Consider the following 14,374-nt stretch of genomic DNA (forward strand, 5'->3'; position numbering starts at 1 on the left):
CGGCATCGAGAGGCCGCCCCTGACTGCCGCCCGGCAGCCACGCAAAGGGGCTAAAGACATCGGAAGGGTGGACGTGTCCGAACCAGCTTCGATCACTTCTGGGATTGCCCAGCGCTACGCCACGGCCGTTTTTGAACTGGCCAAGGATTCCAAGAAAATTGATGCCGTCGAACAGGACCTCGATCAACTCGAGACCGCCCTCGCCGACAGCGACGATTTCTCCGGTCTGATCTCATCGCCGATCTACTCGCGCGACGAACAGGCCGCAGCGATCACATCGATCGCTGACAAGATGAACCTGTCCGACGCCTTCAAAGGTGCGCTGGGCGTAATGGCGCAGAAACGCCGCCTGTTCATCTTGCCGCAAATGATCGGCCAACTCCGCGCAATGATCTCGGAGGACAAAGGTGAGATCGTGGCCGAAGTGACTGCGGCCAAAGAATTGACGAAGGCGCAGCAGGACAAACTTGCCAGCGCGCTCAAGTCTACCGTCGGAAAAGACGTCAAAATCAACCTGGCCGTCGATGAAAGCCTCATCGGTGGCCTTATTGTCAAAGTCGGGTCCAAGATGATCGATAGTTCGATCGCTTCGCGCCTGAATGCACTCCAGAATTCCATGAAAGAGGTCGGGTAAGAGAATGGGTATCCAAGCTTCCGAGATTTCTGCGATCCTCAAGGACCAGATCAAGAACTTTGGCCAGGAGGCCGAGGTAGCCGAAGTCGGTCACGTGCTGTCCGTCGGTGACGGTATCGCACGTGTCTATGGCCTCGATAACGTTCAGGCCGGTGAAATGGTCGAATTCCCCGGCGGCATCCGCGGAATGGCGCTGAACCTCGAATCCGACAATGTCGGCGTCGTGATCTTCGGTTCCGACCGCGACATTAAAGAAGGCGACACCGTCAAGCGCACGAACGCGATCGTCGACGTGCCTGTGGGCGACGAACTCCTCGGCCGCGTCGTCGACGGTCTTGGGAACCCGATCGACGGGAAAGGTCCGATCAAGTCCAAGCAGCGGGCCATGGCCGACGTCAAAGCGCCGGGCATCATCCCGCGAAAGTCGGTGCACGAACCGATGGCGACCGGCCTCAAGGCCGTGGACTCGATGATCCCGATCGGCCGTGGCCAGCGAGAGCTGATCATTGGCGACCGCCAAACCGGCAAGACCGCCGTGGCCCTCGATGCGATCCTGAACCAGAAAAGCTATAATGACGCTGCTGGCGACGATGAATCCAAGAAGCTTTATTGCGTTTACGTCGCAGTCGGCCAGAAGCGTTCGACCGTCGCCCAGCTCGTGAAGAAACTGGAAGAAACCGGTGCGATCGACTATTCGATCATCGTGGCCGCAACCGCATCTGATCCGGCTCCGATGCAGTATCTTGCCCCCTACACCGCAACCGCGATGGGCGAATACTTCCGTGACAATGGCCGTCACGCTCTGATGATTTACGATGACTTGTCGAAACAGGCCGTGTCCTATCGTCAGATGTCGCTTCTTCTGCGCCGCCCGCCGGGGCGCGAAGCTTACCCGGGCGACGTTTTCTATCTCCACTCCCGCCTGCTCGAGCGTTCGGCAAAGCTGAACGAAGACAGCGGCGGCGGCTCGCTGACGGCCCTGCCGATCATCGAAACCCAGGGCGGCGATGTGTCGGCGTTTATTCCGACCAATGTGATCTCGATCACCGACGGTCAGATCTTCCTTGAAACCGACCTGTTCTACCAGGGCATCCGCCCCGCCGTGAACACCGGTCTGTCGGTGTCGCGCGTTGGTTCGTCGGCTCAGACGAAAGCGATGTCTTCGGTTGCGGGACCTGTGAAACTATCGCTCGCTCAGTATCGCGAGATGGCTGCCTTCGCCCAGTTCGGCTCCGACCTCGACGCCTCCACCCAGCGCCTGCTGGCCCGTGGTGCACGCCTGACCGAGCTGATGAAGCAGCCGCAGTATTCGCCGCTTACCAACGCCGAAATCGTCTGCGTCATCTTTGCCGGCACGAATGGCTACCTCGACAAGGTCGCGGTGGACGATGTGAGCCGGTTCGAAGACGGCCTGTTGGCGCATCTGCGCACCAAGCATCAGGACCTGCTGGACGACATCACCAAGAACGACCGCAAGGTGAAGGACGAACTGGCCGACAAGGTCAAAGCCGCCCTCGACGAATTTGCGGAAGGCTTCGCGTAAGCAGTTGGTGACCCGGAAGGAGGCTGGCAATGCCAAGTCTTAAGGACCTCAGAAACCGGATCGACAACGTCAAGTCGACCCGGAAAATCACCAAGGCCATGCAGATGGTCGCGGCGGCCAAGCTCCGTCGCGCCCAAGAAGCAGCCGAGGCCTCGCGCCCCTACACGGAACGCTTCAACGCGGTTTTGGGCGGGCTGGCCAAGGCGTCTGCCGGGTCCGAAGCCGCGCCGCTTCTGTTGCGCGGCACCGGCTCGGATCAGACGCAGCTCGTCGTCGTCATGACAGCCGAGCGCGGCCTGTGCGGTGGTTTCAACTCGTCGATCGTGAAACTGGCGAAAACCCGTATCGAAGAGCTTCAGGCCGCAGGCAAGACGGTGAAGATCATCACCGTCGGCAAAAAAGGCCGTGAGCAGCTGAAGCGGGATTACTCGGACCTGTTCGTCGATCACGTCGATCTGTCGGACGTCAAGAACGTCGGCTACCCGGACGCACAGAAGATCGCCAGCGATCTGATTGCGCGTTTCGAGGCTGGTGAATTCGATGTCGCGACGATTTTCTACAACGTGTTCGAAAACGTCGTGAGCCAGATCCCGACGGCCAAGCAGATCATCCCGGCGGATTTCGAGAACGTCGAGACGGAGTCCGAGGAAACCGGCTACGTCTATGACTACGAACCGTCGGAAGAAGCTGTGCTCGCCACGCTTCTGCCGCAAGGCGTCTCCACGGCCATCTTCTCGGCGTTGCTCGAGAATGGCGCGTCGGAGCAGGGCGCGCGGATGTCCGCGATGGACAACGCGACCCGCAACGCTGGCGATATGATCGACAAGCTGACCATCGAATACAACCGTTCGCGTCAGGCCGTTATCACCAACGAACTGATCGAAATTATTTCGGGCGCTGAAGCGCTCTAAGGACCCGGAGAAACGAAACATGGCTAAAGCACCGAAAAAAGCCGCTGCCACCGGTAAGGTCACCCAGGTGATCGGCGCCGTCGTGGACGTGCAGTTCGACGGCGAACTGCCGGCGATCCTCAACGCTCTTGAAACCGACAACAACGGCAACCGCCTTGTTCTCGAGGTTGCGCAGCACCTCGGCGAGAACACAGTCCGCGCCATCGCGATGGACGCAACTGAAGGTCTGGTCCGTGGCCAGGACGTGAAAGACACCGGCGGGCCGATCTCGGTTCCGGTGGGCACTGCGACGCTCGGCCGTATCCTCAACGTGACCGGCGATCCGGTCGACGAGAAGGGCCCCGTCGAAGCCGACGAGTACCGCCCGATCCACGCTGACGCGCCCGACTTCGACGAGCAGGCCACAGAGGCCGAAATTCTCGTCACCGGCATCAAGGTCATCGACCTTCTTGCACCTTACGCGAAAGGCGGGAAGATCGGCCTCTTCGGTGGTGCTGGCGTGGGCAAAACGGTTCTCATCCAGGAACTCATCAACAACATCGCGAAAGTGCACTCGGGTCTGTCCGTGTTCGCCGGTGTGGGTGAACGGACCCGTGAAGGCAACGACCTCTACCACGAGATGATCGAGTCCGGCGTTTTGAACCCCGACAATCTTCCGGAATCCAAGATTGCGCTGTGCTTCGGCCAGATGAACGAGCCGCCGGGTGCCCGTGCCCGTATCGCGCTGACCGGCCTGACGCTCGCGGAGCAGTTCCGCGACGCGACCGGGACCGACGTTCTGTTCTTCGTCGACAACATCTTCCGCTTCACGCAGGCGGGTTCGGAAATGTCGGCACTTCTGGGTCGTATCCCCTCCGCTGTGGGCTACCAGCCGACCCTGGCCACCGACATGGGCGCGATGCAGGAACGGATCACCTCGACAAAGAACGGCTCGATCACCTCGATCCAGGCCGTGTACGTGCCCGCGGACGACCTTACCGACCCGGCACCGGCCACGACCTTCGCCCACCTTGACGCGACGACTGTGCTTAACCGCGCGATCTCGGAACTCGGCATCTACCCCGCCGTGGACCCGCTCGACTCCACCTCGCGTCTCATGGACCCGCTGGTGATCGGTGATGAGCACTACAAGGTCGCCCGTGACGTTCAGGGTATCCTCCAGCGCTACAAGTCGCTTCAGGACATCATCGCCATTCTCGGCATGGACGAACTGTCGGAAGAAGACAAACTCACCGTGGCCCGCGCCCGTAAGATCCAGCGTTTCCTCTCGCAGCCGTTCGACGTTGCGAAGGTGTTCACCGGCTCAGACGGCGTTCAGGTTCCGCTCGAGGACACGATCAAATCGTTCCGCGCGGTTGTGGACGGCGAGTACGACCACCTTCCCGAAGGCGCCTTCTACATGGTCGGCGGCATCGACGAGGTGATCGCCAAAGCCGAGAAGATGGCCGCGGACGCTGCGTAATCAGTCCTCCCCCGGCCCACGCCGGGGGGCGGCTCCGATCAGGAGACAATAAATGGCTGACATGATGCAATTCGACCTGGTGTCGCCGGAGCGCCGCCTGACCTCGACCGAGGCCAGCGCGGTGCAGATCCCTGGTGCCGATGGCGATTTCACGGCGATGGCCAACCATGCGCCGACTATTGCCACGCTGCGTCCGGGCATCGTGACCGTGCAAGGCGGTTCGGGTGACGAGAAATTCGTCGTCACCGGCGGCTTTGCCGAGGTGACGCCGGACGGGACAACCGTGCTCGCTGAGCGTGCCATGCCCGCAAGCGAAGTGACGCAGGACGTGATCGACGAATTCGTCGAAAGCGCCGAGGCCGCCCGCGACAACGCGACGCCGGAGATGCTCGACCAGCTGTCCAAGCAGGTTGGCGATATCGCATTGGTGGCGTCCGAGCTCCGACTTCAGGCAAAGCAATAAATCATCCGGTCTGACCGGGGGACAGTTTGGCCCTGCGTCTTTGGATGCGGGGCCGTTTTCTTTCGGGGGTGTTCGGTCGGTGCCAATGGCCCCGTCTATTGGTGACCGTCCATCATGCGTTCATGCACCGCCTGCATGCCGCGTTCTGCCATATCGCTGACTTCGGCGGCGTGGGTGTGGAGCGCAGCGACCAGTTCGGGGTCTTCCGAGGTCTGTATCACCACGATGCTGTCGTCGGTGACGTCGATCTCGCTATCGATCCCCTCGGCGCGCGCGAAGAAGATGTCCAGCGTTGGCGACTGGATGATGATCTGCGGGTCGTCCTTGGCTTCGACCCGACCGATCATGCCGACTACATGGCTCACGAGCGCATCCATTACCTCCGGGTCAGAGGACCGGGTTACGGATCGAATACCATTCGGCAGGTTTTCGACCTCGCGGCTCAGGGTCCTGAAGTTGCGGAACATCAGGGCCAATTCAGCGCTTTCTTCGGCGCTGGCATTCGCGCCGCGCAATCCGGGCATGGTGACTTCGTCATGCATCGCACCCGGCCCGCCATGGCCATGCATCATGCCGCCGCCATGGCTTTCGGCAAGAAGCGCAGGCGCTGGCAAGAAACCTATCACGAAGGCGATGGCGAGGTAGGGCGTTGATTTCCGTGTCATGGTCATTCTCCCGTTGGTCGCCCGAGATTATCCGGCCTAGTGGAATGTGCCAGCGACAAATCGGTTACCGGCGCACCTGGGCGAAAGCCATGACGCCGATTTCGCGCAGGAGTTTGCGCCGCATTGCACGTTCGTAATCCTCGAACCCGTCGGCCACCTCGACGAAGGCCCCAGGGCCGTGGATCACCCTCTCACGGTAATAGCTCGCGATATCGCTTCTCGGCTCTTCAATCACGAGGGCGTTCACGGTGATCCCGTCCATGTCCCATTCTTTGTAGGCCGTGGCTGGCGAGAAACCGTCATTGGACTCGCCGTCGCTGGAAACGTCGATGACCCGACGTGTGCAAGCCTCCGGTGCGTCACGCAGAAGTCCAAGTCCGTGGCTGAGCGCGAAACCCAGCGATGTCGGGAAGTCTTCAGCAAGTCTGCGGGTGCCGGCAATCGCATTCGCGGCTTCGAGCACGGCGGACTCGGTGTCGAGAAATGTCCAAGGGAATTGTTCGTATTGGTGACGCTTGCCGGACCACTCATAGGCAGTGAGCCAGATGCCGCCCTGTGCGACGATGGCTTGTGCCACCGCGTCGCTACGCAGCGCGGCGCCGAGACCTTTCTGTTGCAGTGCGAATTCGTCCGGATCGACGGAAGCGGACACATCAAGCGCCAGCACGAGGGCAAGTGAACAGGCTGAAGCCCCCTTGGCCAGAATGACCGCGCCAAGAGCGGCAGCCAAAGCCAGCCAACCCGGTGAACCTGTCAGACGGAATGTGATCGCGGCCTCCCTGATCGGAACGAATGAAACAAGATAGCACGGGCCGAGCCGCGGCCAAAATCACGGAAAGTTCTGTGTTCGGCCCAATACTCGCCCCAATCGCGGAAAATGGTTCGCGGCAGAATTTGGTTTGAAAGGATATGAACGATGCGGGTTCACACGTTTGCGGCCACAGCTGCTTCTCTTTGTTTCGTAACCACGAACTGTATCGCGCAACCCTATTCGACGTCGATGGCTCAGTGCGGTGGCCTGATGAGCGCGATGAAAAGCCACATGACCGACCCCGACAAGGCGGACAGGCTTCAGTTCGCTTCGAACGCGTGGCTGACTGCCGCCAAGGCACAAGCTGAGAGCGAAGGCGTGACGGATGCGGAGGAGGCGGTGCTCTCAGCGTTCAAGTCTATGCACGACGAATGGGCCGCGAAGGGCCTTCGCATGGCGTTCGGAAGTGAATTCAAGGATTGGGCCGCTTACTGCGGGAAATTCGCAAAAGCCCAAGGGATCGAAACCGGGCTCTGAACCTGTTCCAAAAAGGCTTGCCACACGCGGCGGGCCGCGCCACTGATCTTGCGTCTTGTGCGAGGTCGTTTTGGAAATCCGTGGATCTCTCTGGTTCATCCTCATCACCATCCTGATCGATGCGATCGGGGTGGGACTGATTTTTCCGCTCATGCCGGACCTGATGGCGCGGGTCGGAGCCGTGACGACCGGGTCGGGCGCGATTTGGGGCGGTATTCTCATGGCCGCCTATGCAGCCACTCAGTTCCTTTTCGCGCCGCTCGTCGGAGGCCTGTCGGACGCGTTCGGGCGAAAGCCGGTATTGCTCGTGGCCTTGGCTGCCCTTGCGTTCGACTACGTGTTGATGGCGCTTGCGCAGACGTTCTGGCTCTTGCTCATCGGGCGACTGGTCGCCGGTGTGGCCGGGGCGACGTATATCACCGCGACAGCCTATCTCGCCGATATTTCACCGCCGGAGAAGCGTGCTGCGAACTTCGGTTTGATCGGTGCGACTTTCGGGGTCGGGTTCGTGCTTGGCCCGGCACTCGGTGGTATCCTCGCGCAGGTGAGCGTGACGCTTCCATTCTGGACCGCCGCAATCCTGTCGGCGGCGAATGTGGTGTTCGGGCTCATCATACTCCCCGAAAGTCTGCCCCCCGAGAAGCGGCGTGCTTTGAGCGAGATCGCGATAAATCCGTTCGGCGCGATTCTGGATGCGTTGCGTCTTCCCGCGCTGACGATCCCGCTTGTCGCAATGTTCGTTTTCGAGTTCGCCAACATGGTCTACCCGACGCTTTGGGCGTTCTGGGGGCGCGAAGCTTTCGGATGGAGCGCCGCCGTAATCGGCACCTCGCTCGCCGCTTATGGGATCGGGGTCGCGCTGACGCAGACTGTCGTTATGCCACGGCTTCTCACCCGGTTCGGGGAGCACCGCGTTCTGATTTTCGCGCTGGGAACCGGGGTGATCGGGGCTGTGGGGTTCGGCGTGATCGGAGCGGCCTGGATGGTCGCGATCTTCTTGCCTATCGCCTGCCTGTCGGACATGGCGCCGCCCACGATGACCGCCATCATGGCCAATGCGACCGACGAGTCCCGGCAGGGATTGCTACAGGGGGTCATCGCCTCTCTTGGGTCGCTCGCCGCAGTGCTCGCGCCCCTGGTCATGACGCCGGTGTTTTTCGCCTTCACCGATTCTGCGGCGCGGGTTCACCTGCCCGGTGCGCCTTTCCTGCTCGCTGCGTTGCTCATGGGTGGGCTTCTTTCTCTCGTGTTCCGGTTCAACCCCCAGACCGCGTGAGCCGCAAGGCCTTGCAGTACTTGGGTATTTAGGGGCAAGTTGACCGGTGAGGGGCCCAGATAGTGAGCAAATAGAATGTGGCGCATCCGCACGCACCGAATGGGCATCGACCGGGGAACCAAGATCCTGTTCTCGGACTTCGTGACCGATGGCGCAATGTGGACCGGGGAGGGGGATCGCGAAATCCGCATGAAGATCCCGTTCAGCGAGTCTTTCACCTCTCCGCCAGCCGTCATGGTCGGGATGTCGATGTGGGACATCGACGCCGAAACCAACAGCCGGATCGACATCTCGTCCGACAATGTCACCGCCGATGATTTCGAGATCGTTTTCAGCACATGGGGCGATACGAAGGTCGCACGCATCCGCGCCGATTGGATCGCGTTCGGTGAGGTAGCCGACGAGGACGATTGGGACGACCAGGACCTGTTTTAACATTACCCCGACGATTGTCGGGGCGAAGGCAAGTGTTCGTGATCAGTTGTAGAGCGTTTCGTACAGCGGCTGAAGCGTCGCGTGTTCGAAGAGCGACGACACTGACGTGCCCCCCCAGATGTTCAGGATCGCCTGCGCGAAGATCGGCGCGGTGGGCACGACGCGGATGTTCTTGGCGGCCTTCACCTCGGGCGTGGGGGCGATGGAATCGGTGAGGACCAGGCTCTTCAGCTTCGACGCCGTGACCCGCTCGACGGCGGGGCCGGACATGACGCCGTGAGTGATGTAGGCGTGCACCTCCTCCGCGCCATGTTCGACCAGCAGGTCGGCGGCTTTGCAGAGCGTTCCGGCCGTGTCGCAGATGTCGTCGACGATGATGCAACGCTTGCCGGTCACGTCACCGATCACTGTCATTTCCGAAACTTCGCCGGCCTTCTCACGCCGTTTGTCGACGATGGCGAGGGGGGCTTCGATCCGTTTTGCGAGTTCGCGAGCGCGGGCCACGCCGCCGACATCGGGTGAGATGACCATGACGTCGTCCATGCAATCCTTGAAATGATGCGCCACGTCGAGGGCGAAGATCGGGGAGGCATAGAGGTTGTCCACGGGGATGTCGAAGAAGCCCTGGATCTGAGCCGCGTGCAGGTCCATCGTCAGAACGCGCTCAATCCCGGCCTGCGCGATCATGTTGGCGACGAGCTTCGCCGAAATCGGCGTGCGGGCCTTTGTGCGGCGGTCCTGTCGGGCATAGCCGAAATAAGGGATGACGGCGGTGATCCGGCCCGCCGACGACCGGCGTAGCGTGTCCGAAATGATGAGCAGTTCCATCAGGTTGTCGTTCGCCGGGCGCGAGGTCGACTGGATGATGAACATGTCCTCTCCGCGCACGTTTTCATGCACTTCAACGAAGACTTCCGCATCGTTGAACCGTTCCACGCGGGCGTTCACGAGCTTTACCGACGACCCCCGGTGGATCGACATGCGCCGGGCGACCGCTTCGGCAAGGTCGAGGTTGGCATTTCCGGAAATGAGCTTGGGTTCGGTGATCGCTGGCATGGAAATGTCCCCGGTTGTCCATGTAACAGAATCGCGACTGGGCGCGTGGGGACCGATTAGCACCCGATCCTTGCCATGGCTACACCGACAGAGAGGGACATCAAATGTGTTGCCGACCGTTGCCCTAATCTGAAGACAGCATGGACCTTTCTTGGTAAGGTTTGACCTCGAATCCCTGAGCGTTATTGTCACGCTATTCGAAAGTCCGGGCGAGCGACGCCGGGCCCATCCTGTTTATTCCGAGCAAGGTGTACCGTGAGCGAAGGTCTCCCCATAGAACGCATCGCTGGTTTCCCGACTCATGTGTCTCGTCTCGGAGCAGGCGTGCGACGTGCCTTGTTCATACATTGCACGCAGGCGCATCTCGGAGCCTGGACGGCCGTGCAAGCCTTGCTGCTCGACAAGCTTTCGATGACCTCCTTCGACAGACCCGGCCACGGAGAGTCCGCCGACTGGTATGGTGGTGACGATGCGGCGGCGCTCCATACTCTGACCACGAGCATTGCCGGGGCGCTGATCAACAAACGAGCCGACGTGATCGGTCACAGTTTTGGTGCCACGGTCGCACTGCGCCTTGCGATGGAACGACCCGAACAGGTTCGGGCGGTCGTATTAATCGAGCCTGTGATGTTTGCGGCGATAAGGTCAGGTCCGCACTTCGAGCGCGTCAATGCAACGATGCGGAACGTGAAGAACGCGCTCGACGGGGGCGATGCGATTGAAGCGGCCCGAATTTTTAACGATGCCGTAACTCCCGAGATGCCTTTTGATGAATTGCCGGAAGGTCGTCAGGTGCGTATGGCCACCCGGGCGCGGCTCGTCCTGACGGAGTGTGGTGTGACGCTCGATGATGCACCCGGGTTGCTGGACGCGGGCAGATTGGAAAAGGTCAAACAACCGGTCTTGCTTCTGGAGGGGTCCAATGCGCCGCCAGGAATTCGTGAAATCAACGACGTCTTGAGCGCGCGGCTTCCCAACGTGCAACGCGTCGTTGTCGTAGGGGCAGGGCACATGTCCCCTCTGACGCATCCCGAAAACATAGCCGGCGAGATCGCGACGTTTCTCAAGCTTTGAGGTGAGCGAGAAATGTGTCGATGGCAGCCTCTTCGGTCGACCAGTCGCACACGAAACGCGCGCCGAGTTGGGTGTCGAACGACGCCCCCTCCAAGGGCCCATCTACGAGATGATAAGAAGCGCCCGAATCGAAGGCAGCGGCATGGATCTTTGCCGGCAGTGTTGCAAATGTCATGTTCGCATCTGGCGACCACAGGAATTGGCCCATGTCTGCGGTGCGAAGGCCCGCGACGAGCCGCGCGTTGGCCGCATTCGCCCGGCGGGCCAGATCGAGCCAGAGGCCTTCCTCGAGATAAGCGGACATCTGAGCCGACAGGTACCTGTGTTTCGAAAACAGATGACCACCGCGCTTGCGACGCAGTTCGAATTCCCAAGCCTTCTCGGGATCGAAGAAGATGACGGCTTCTACACCCATGCAGCCGTTCTTCGTGCCGCCGAAACTGAGCACGTCGACACCTGCGCGCCAGCTCATCTCGGCGGGGGTGGCGTTCGTGGCGACAAGTGCGTTGGCAAATCTCGCGCCGTCGAGATGGAGAGGGAGGTTGAAATCCTGCGCAACTTTGGCAAGCGCTTCGATCTCTGCCACCGAGTAGACCGTCCCGCGCTCGGTCACGTTGGTCACGGACACCGGTCCACGTTGGGGTCCGTGCACACCTCGGGTGCCCTCGGCCTTTATGCTGACTCGAAGCGCATCGGGTGTCATGCGCCCGTCTTCCGTCGCAACGAGTGTCAGTTTCGCTCCGCCCATAAAGAATTCGGGTGCATTGCATTCGTCTTCGTGGATGTGGGCCGTGTCGCTGCAGAACACTGTCTGAAAGGGTTGCGTGTAGCTGGCGAGTGCGAGGGAATTGGCCGCAGTACCGGTCGCCACAAAATGCACGGCTGCTTCGGGCGCTTCGAAAACGTCACGGATCATGTTCACCGCGCGATCGGTCTCGGGGTCGGCGCCGTAGCTTCCGACATGCCCGGTGTTCACGCGGGACAGGGCCTCCATGATCTTCGGGTGCACGGGACCTGCATTATCGGATGCGAACTGCATCAGAGCTCCTCTTCGATCAGGTAGTCTTCCCATTCCTCTTCGGGAATTTCGAATTCCGGGACGGTCCAGCCGCGCACCGAGATCCCTGCGTCATGGACGCTGTCGGGATCTCCGGTCGCGAGCGGGTGCCAGGCGGGAAGGGGTTTGCCTTCGTGACGCAGCCGGTATGCGCAGGTGGTCGGCATGAAATAGGCGATGTCGGCCATATTGGCCGGGGTCAGCACGATACATTCCGGCACGAATTGCAACCGAATGTCATACTGCGCACAGCGGCAGGTGTCGTTGTCGAGAAGGCGGCAAGCGACGCGCGTGAAGGCGACTTCGCCGGTGTCTTCGTCTTCAAGCTTGTTCAGGCAGCATTTGCCACAACCGTCGCAGAGCGCCTCCCATTCAGGGGGCGTCAGGTCGGAGAGAGGGCGTTCCCAGAAGCGTTCGCGCAGTTGAGTCGTCATGTGCGGACACTCGCACCCGTGCACGGGATTGAAAAGCGAAGTCGCCACCAAGAGCTGCGCCCATGGCGGATTCATGCGACCGGGCGCAGGAGGTAGCAAGCGAGCATCGGAGAAAGGAGCCCTGCTGAAGCGCGTCGTGCAAAAAAGAGCGGAACCGCACGATGGACGGCCAGAATCTTTCGTGGAATCCGGGCGATACGACCATGTGACTGCTTAATAGTGGTGGGCAACCCCACTTCCGAGCGGCGATGCCGGATTTCTCCTTGCAGGTTTTTGACCCCTCGGTCAAAGTTGACGCGACGGCGGTGTTGAACAATCCGAGACAAATCGGACACCGTCTCGCGAAGGGGACGACAGAGCCCCGTTATCAGGGAGTGCGTTGCGGACAGGCCCGAGACCGGGTCCGTTCGTCGTGGTTTGGCAGCCGCATTCCCAAGGCAAGACGCCCAAGTAGCGTGAGACCCAAACAGGGAGTGTGAAATGTCTCTAAAGAAAATCATGGCAGCGACCAGCGTGGCGACGATGCTGATGTCCGGCGCGGCTTTTGCGCAATCGACGCTGGTCTATTGCTCGGAAGGCAGCCCGGAAGGTTTCGATCCGGCGCTCTACACCGCCGGGACGACGTTCGACGCGTCCAGCCACCCGATCTACAACCGTCTGACGGAGTTCGAGATCGGCACCACCAACGTCATTCCGGCCCTTGCTGAAAGCTGGGACGTCTCGGAGGACGGCACCGAAGTGACCTTCAACCTGCGGTCGGGCGTCAAGTTCCACTCGAACGACATGTTCACCCCGTCGCGCGACTTCAACGCCGACGACGTGATCTACTCGTTCGAGCGTCAGACGGTCGAAGGCTGGTCCGGCGAATACTTCACGGCGATGGGCATGGGCGATCTGATCGAGAGCATCGAGAAGGTCGACGACATGACGGTCAAGTTCCACCTGACCCAGCCTGAAGCGCCGTTCGTTGCGAACCTCGCGATGGACTTCGCCTCGATCCAGTCCAAGGAATACGCGGACGCGATGGAAGAGGCCGGGACGCCCGAGATGCTGAACCAGCAGCCGATCGGTACGGGTCCGTTCAGCTTCGTGGCCTATCAGAAGGACGCGGTGATCCGGTATGCCAAGAATGCGGATTACTGGAAGGACGGTGTGCCGAAGGTCGACAACCTCGTCTTCGCGATCACGCCGGACGCTTCGGTGCGTTACCAGAAGCTCTCGGCCGGCGAATGCCACATCATGCCTTATCCGAACCCCGCCGATATCGAGGCGATGCAATCGGATGAGAACATCAACGTGATGGAGCAGGAAGGTCTGAACGTCGGCTACCTTGCCTACAACACGATGCAAGAGCCGTTCGACAACCCGGACGTCCGCAAGGCGCTCAACATGGCCATCGACAAGCAGGCCATCATCGACGTCGTGTTCCAGGGCTCGGGCCAGATCGCGAAGAACCCGATCCCGCCGACCATGTGGTCCTATAACGACGCCATCGAGGACGATCCCTATGATCCGGAAGCCGCACAGCAGATGTTGGCGGATGCCGGTGTGTCGGATCTGTCGATGAAAGTCTGGGCGATGCCGGTGCAGCGCCCCTACAACCCGAATGCACGTCGCATGGCCGAGCTCATTCAGGAAGACATGTCGCAGATCGGCGTCGACGTGGAAATCGTCACCTTCGAATGGGGCGAATACCTTGAACGTTCGGCGGACGAAGAGCGCGACGGTGCGGTCCTGCTTGGCTGGACCGGCGACAATGGCGACCCGGACAACTTCCTCGCCGTGCTGCTGGGCTGTGACGGTGTGGGCGGGTCGAACCGCGCCAACTGGTGCCACGAGCCGTTCCAGGATTTGATCGCGGAAGCCAAGACGCTTCCGACCCAGGAAGAGCGTGCGGCGCTTTACGAAGAGGCACAGGTCATCTTCAAGGAGCAGGCACCTTGGGCCACGATCGCGCATTCGGTCGTTTACATGCCGGTGCGCCCGGAAGTGGAGGGCTACAAGGTCCATCCGCTCGGCGGCCACATCTTCAACGAGGTTTCCCTCGCTGAATAAGACTGACCCGATGGGGCGCTC

Annotated in this window: 15 protein-coding genes; 10 read left to right on the forward strand and 5 right to left on the reverse strand. The window is 60.8% G+C overall.

Annotated features, from left to right (window positions below; genetic code table 11):
- The first annotated feature begins 67 nt into the window (after positions 1–67).
- The 5 genes from KJP28_RS17385 to KJP28_RS17405 are packed head-to-tail and all read left to right on the forward strand — an operon-like array spanning position 68 to position 5,013.
- Positions 68–634: a F0F1 ATP synthase subunit delta gene (locus KJP28_RS17385; RefSeq protein WP_218393890.1), complete on the forward strand. Its 567-nt coding sequence runs from the start codon at positions 68–70 to the stop codon at positions 632–634.
- A 4-nt stretch (positions 635–638) separates the two neighbouring features.
- Positions 639–2,177 carry a F0F1 ATP synthase subunit alpha gene (gene atpA / locus KJP28_RS17390; protein ID WP_218393891.1) on the forward strand — a complete coding sequence of 513 codons (1,539 nt, stop codon included), beginning with the start codon at positions 639–641 and terminating at the stop codon, positions 2,175–2,177.
- 29 nt (positions 2,178–2,206) lie between these two features.
- A complete protein-coding gene (locus KJP28_RS17395) occupies positions 2,207–3,088 on the forward strand; it encodes a F0F1 ATP synthase subunit gamma (RefSeq protein ID WP_218393892.1) in 882 nt (293 codons plus the stop codon).
- Positions 3,089–3,107: 19 nt separating this feature from the next.
- On the forward strand, positions 3,108–4,550 hold the full coding sequence (gene atpD / locus KJP28_RS17400) for a F0F1 ATP synthase subunit beta (protein WP_218393893.1): 1,443 nt from the start codon (positions 3,108–3,110) through the stop codon (positions 4,548–4,550).
- A 52-nt stretch (positions 4,551–4,602) separates the two neighbouring features.
- The gene (locus KJP28_RS17405) at positions 4,603–5,013 is read left to right on the forward strand and encodes a F0F1 ATP synthase subunit epsilon (protein WP_218393894.1); all 411 of its coding nucleotides are present in this window, start codon (positions 4,603–4,605) and stop codon (positions 5,011–5,013) included.
- Between the two features lie 95 nt (positions 5,014–5,108).
- On the opposite strand, the gene KJP28_RS17410 is transcribed toward KJP28_RS17405, so the two are convergent.
- Together KJP28_RS17410 and KJP28_RS17415 are read right to left on the reverse strand one after the other, a co-directional pair.
- The gene (locus KJP28_RS17410; RefSeq protein ID WP_255552451.1) at positions 5,109–5,678 is read right to left on the reverse strand and encodes a DUF760 domain-containing protein; all 570 of its coding nucleotides are present in this window, start codon (positions 5,676–5,678) and stop codon (positions 5,109–5,111) included.
- Between the two features lie 64 nt (positions 5,679–5,742).
- Positions 5,743–6,408, reverse strand: a complete 666-nt coding sequence (locus tag KJP28_RS17415) for a DUF1194 domain-containing protein (RefSeq protein ID WP_255552452.1) — start codon at positions 6,406–6,408, stop codon at positions 5,743–5,745.
- A 291-nt stretch (positions 6,409–6,699) separates the two neighbouring features.
- On the opposite strand from KJP28_RS17415, the gene KJP28_RS17420 reads away from it, so the two are divergent.
- The 3 genes from KJP28_RS17420 (at position 6,700) to KJP28_RS17430 (ending at position 8,677) form a co-directional block, all read left to right on the forward strand.
- Positions 6,700–6,966 carry a hypothetical protein gene (locus KJP28_RS17420; protein WP_218393895.1) on the forward strand — a complete coding sequence of 89 codons (267 nt, stop codon included), beginning with the start codon at positions 6,700–6,702 and terminating at the stop codon, positions 6,964–6,966.
- Between the two features lie 70 nt (positions 6,967–7,036).
- Positions 7,037–8,242: an MFS transporter gene (locus KJP28_RS17425; RefSeq protein WP_218393896.1), complete on the forward strand. Its 1,206-nt coding sequence runs from the start codon at positions 7,037–7,039 to the stop codon at positions 8,240–8,242.
- Between the two features lie 75 nt (positions 8,243–8,317).
- Positions 8,318–8,677 carry an H-type lectin domain-containing protein gene (locus tag KJP28_RS17430; RefSeq protein ID WP_218393897.1) on the forward strand — a complete coding sequence of 120 codons (360 nt, stop codon included), beginning with the start codon at positions 8,318–8,320 and terminating at the stop codon, positions 8,675–8,677.
- Between the two features lie 42 nt (positions 8,678–8,719).
- Here the strand turns inward: KJP28_RS17430 and KJP28_RS17435 are convergent, their stop codons facing one another.
- A complete protein-coding gene (locus tag KJP28_RS17435; RefSeq protein ID WP_218393898.1) occupies positions 8,720–9,733 on the reverse strand; it encodes a ribose-phosphate pyrophosphokinase in 1,014 nt (337 codons plus the stop codon).
- Between the two features lie 255 nt (positions 9,734–9,988).
- Here KJP28_RS17435 and KJP28_RS17440 point away from each other — a divergent pair, with 255 nt between their 5' ends.
- A complete protein-coding gene (locus KJP28_RS17440; RefSeq protein WP_218393899.1) occupies positions 9,989–10,807 on the forward strand; it encodes an alpha/beta fold hydrolase in 819 nt (272 codons plus the stop codon).
- On the opposite strand, the gene KJP28_RS17445 is transcribed toward KJP28_RS17440, so the two are convergent.
- Positions 10,797–11,846: a threonine aldolase family protein gene (locus KJP28_RS17445; protein WP_218393900.1), complete on the reverse strand. Its 1,050-nt coding sequence runs from the start codon at positions 11,844–11,846 to the stop codon at positions 10,797–10,799. The two genes, KJP28_RS17440 and KJP28_RS17445, sit on opposite strands and share 11 nt — an antisense overlap.
- Positions 11,846–12,298 carry a YcgN family cysteine cluster protein gene (locus KJP28_RS17450; RefSeq protein ID WP_218393901.1) on the reverse strand — a complete coding sequence of 151 codons (453 nt, stop codon included), beginning with the start codon at positions 12,296–12,298 and terminating at the stop codon, positions 11,846–11,848. Before KJP28_RS17450 ends, KJP28_RS17445 begins: the two co-directional genes overlap by 1 nt.
- A 480-nt stretch (positions 12,299–12,778) precedes the next feature.
- On the opposite strand from KJP28_RS17450, the gene KJP28_RS17455 reads away from it, so the two are divergent.
- Positions 12,779–14,353 carry an ABC transporter substrate-binding protein gene (locus KJP28_RS17455; protein WP_218393902.1) on the forward strand — a complete coding sequence of 525 codons (1,575 nt, stop codon included), beginning with the start codon at positions 12,779–12,781 and terminating at the stop codon, positions 14,351–14,353.
- The last annotated feature ends 21 nt before the right edge of the window (positions 14,354–14,374 follow it).

Source organism: Maritimibacter dapengensis, assembly GCF_019218265.1.
Classification (GTDB): domain Bacteria; phylum Pseudomonadota; class Alphaproteobacteria; order Rhodobacterales; family Rhodobacteraceae; genus Maritimibacter; species Maritimibacter dapengensis.

What these genes read in the sequence shown, in the direction of transcription:
- atpD (WP_218393893.1), top strand. Translation starts at nt 3,108, where the DNA reads ATGGCTAAAGCACCGAAAAAAGCCGCTGCCACCGGTAAGGTCACCCAG.
- KJP28_RS17395 (WP_218393892.1), top strand. Translation starts at nt 2,207, where the DNA reads ATGCCAAGTCTTAAGGACCTCAGAAACCGGATCGACAACGTCAAGTCG.
- KJP28_RS17410 (WP_255552451.1), bottom strand. Translation starts at nt 5,678, where the DNA reads ATGACACGGAAATCAACGCCCTACCTCGCCATCGCCTTCGTGATAGGT.
- KJP28_RS17405 (WP_218393894.1), top strand. Translation starts at nt 4,603, where the DNA reads ATGGCTGACATGATGCAATTCGACCTGGTGTCGCCGGAGCGCCGCCTG.
- atpA (WP_218393891.1), top strand. Translation starts at nt 639, where the DNA reads ATGGGTATCCAAGCTTCCGAGATTTCTGCGATCCTCAAGGACCAGATC.
- KJP28_RS17420 (WP_218393895.1), top strand. Translation starts at nt 6,700, where the DNA reads ATGAGCGCGATGAAAAGCCACATGACCGACCCCGACAAGGCGGACAGG.
- KJP28_RS17435 (WP_218393898.1), bottom strand. Translation starts at nt 9,733, where the DNA reads ATGCCAGCGATCACCGAACCCAAGCTCATTTCCGGAAATGCCAACCTC.
- KJP28_RS17445 (WP_218393900.1), bottom strand. Translation starts at nt 11,846, where the DNA reads ATGCAGTTCGCATCCGATAATGCAGGTCCCGTGCACCCGAAGATCATG.
- KJP28_RS17455 (WP_218393902.1), top strand. Translation starts at nt 12,779, where the DNA reads ATGTCTCTAAAGAAAATCATGGCAGCGACCAGCGTGGCGACGATGCTG.
- KJP28_RS17430 (WP_218393897.1), top strand. Translation starts at nt 8,318, where the DNA reads ATGTGGCGCATCCGCACGCACCGAATGGGCATCGACCGGGGAACCAAG.
- KJP28_RS17450 (WP_218393901.1), bottom strand. Translation starts at nt 12,298, where the DNA reads ATGACGACTCAACTGCGCGAACGCTTCTGGGAACGCCCTCTCTCCGAC.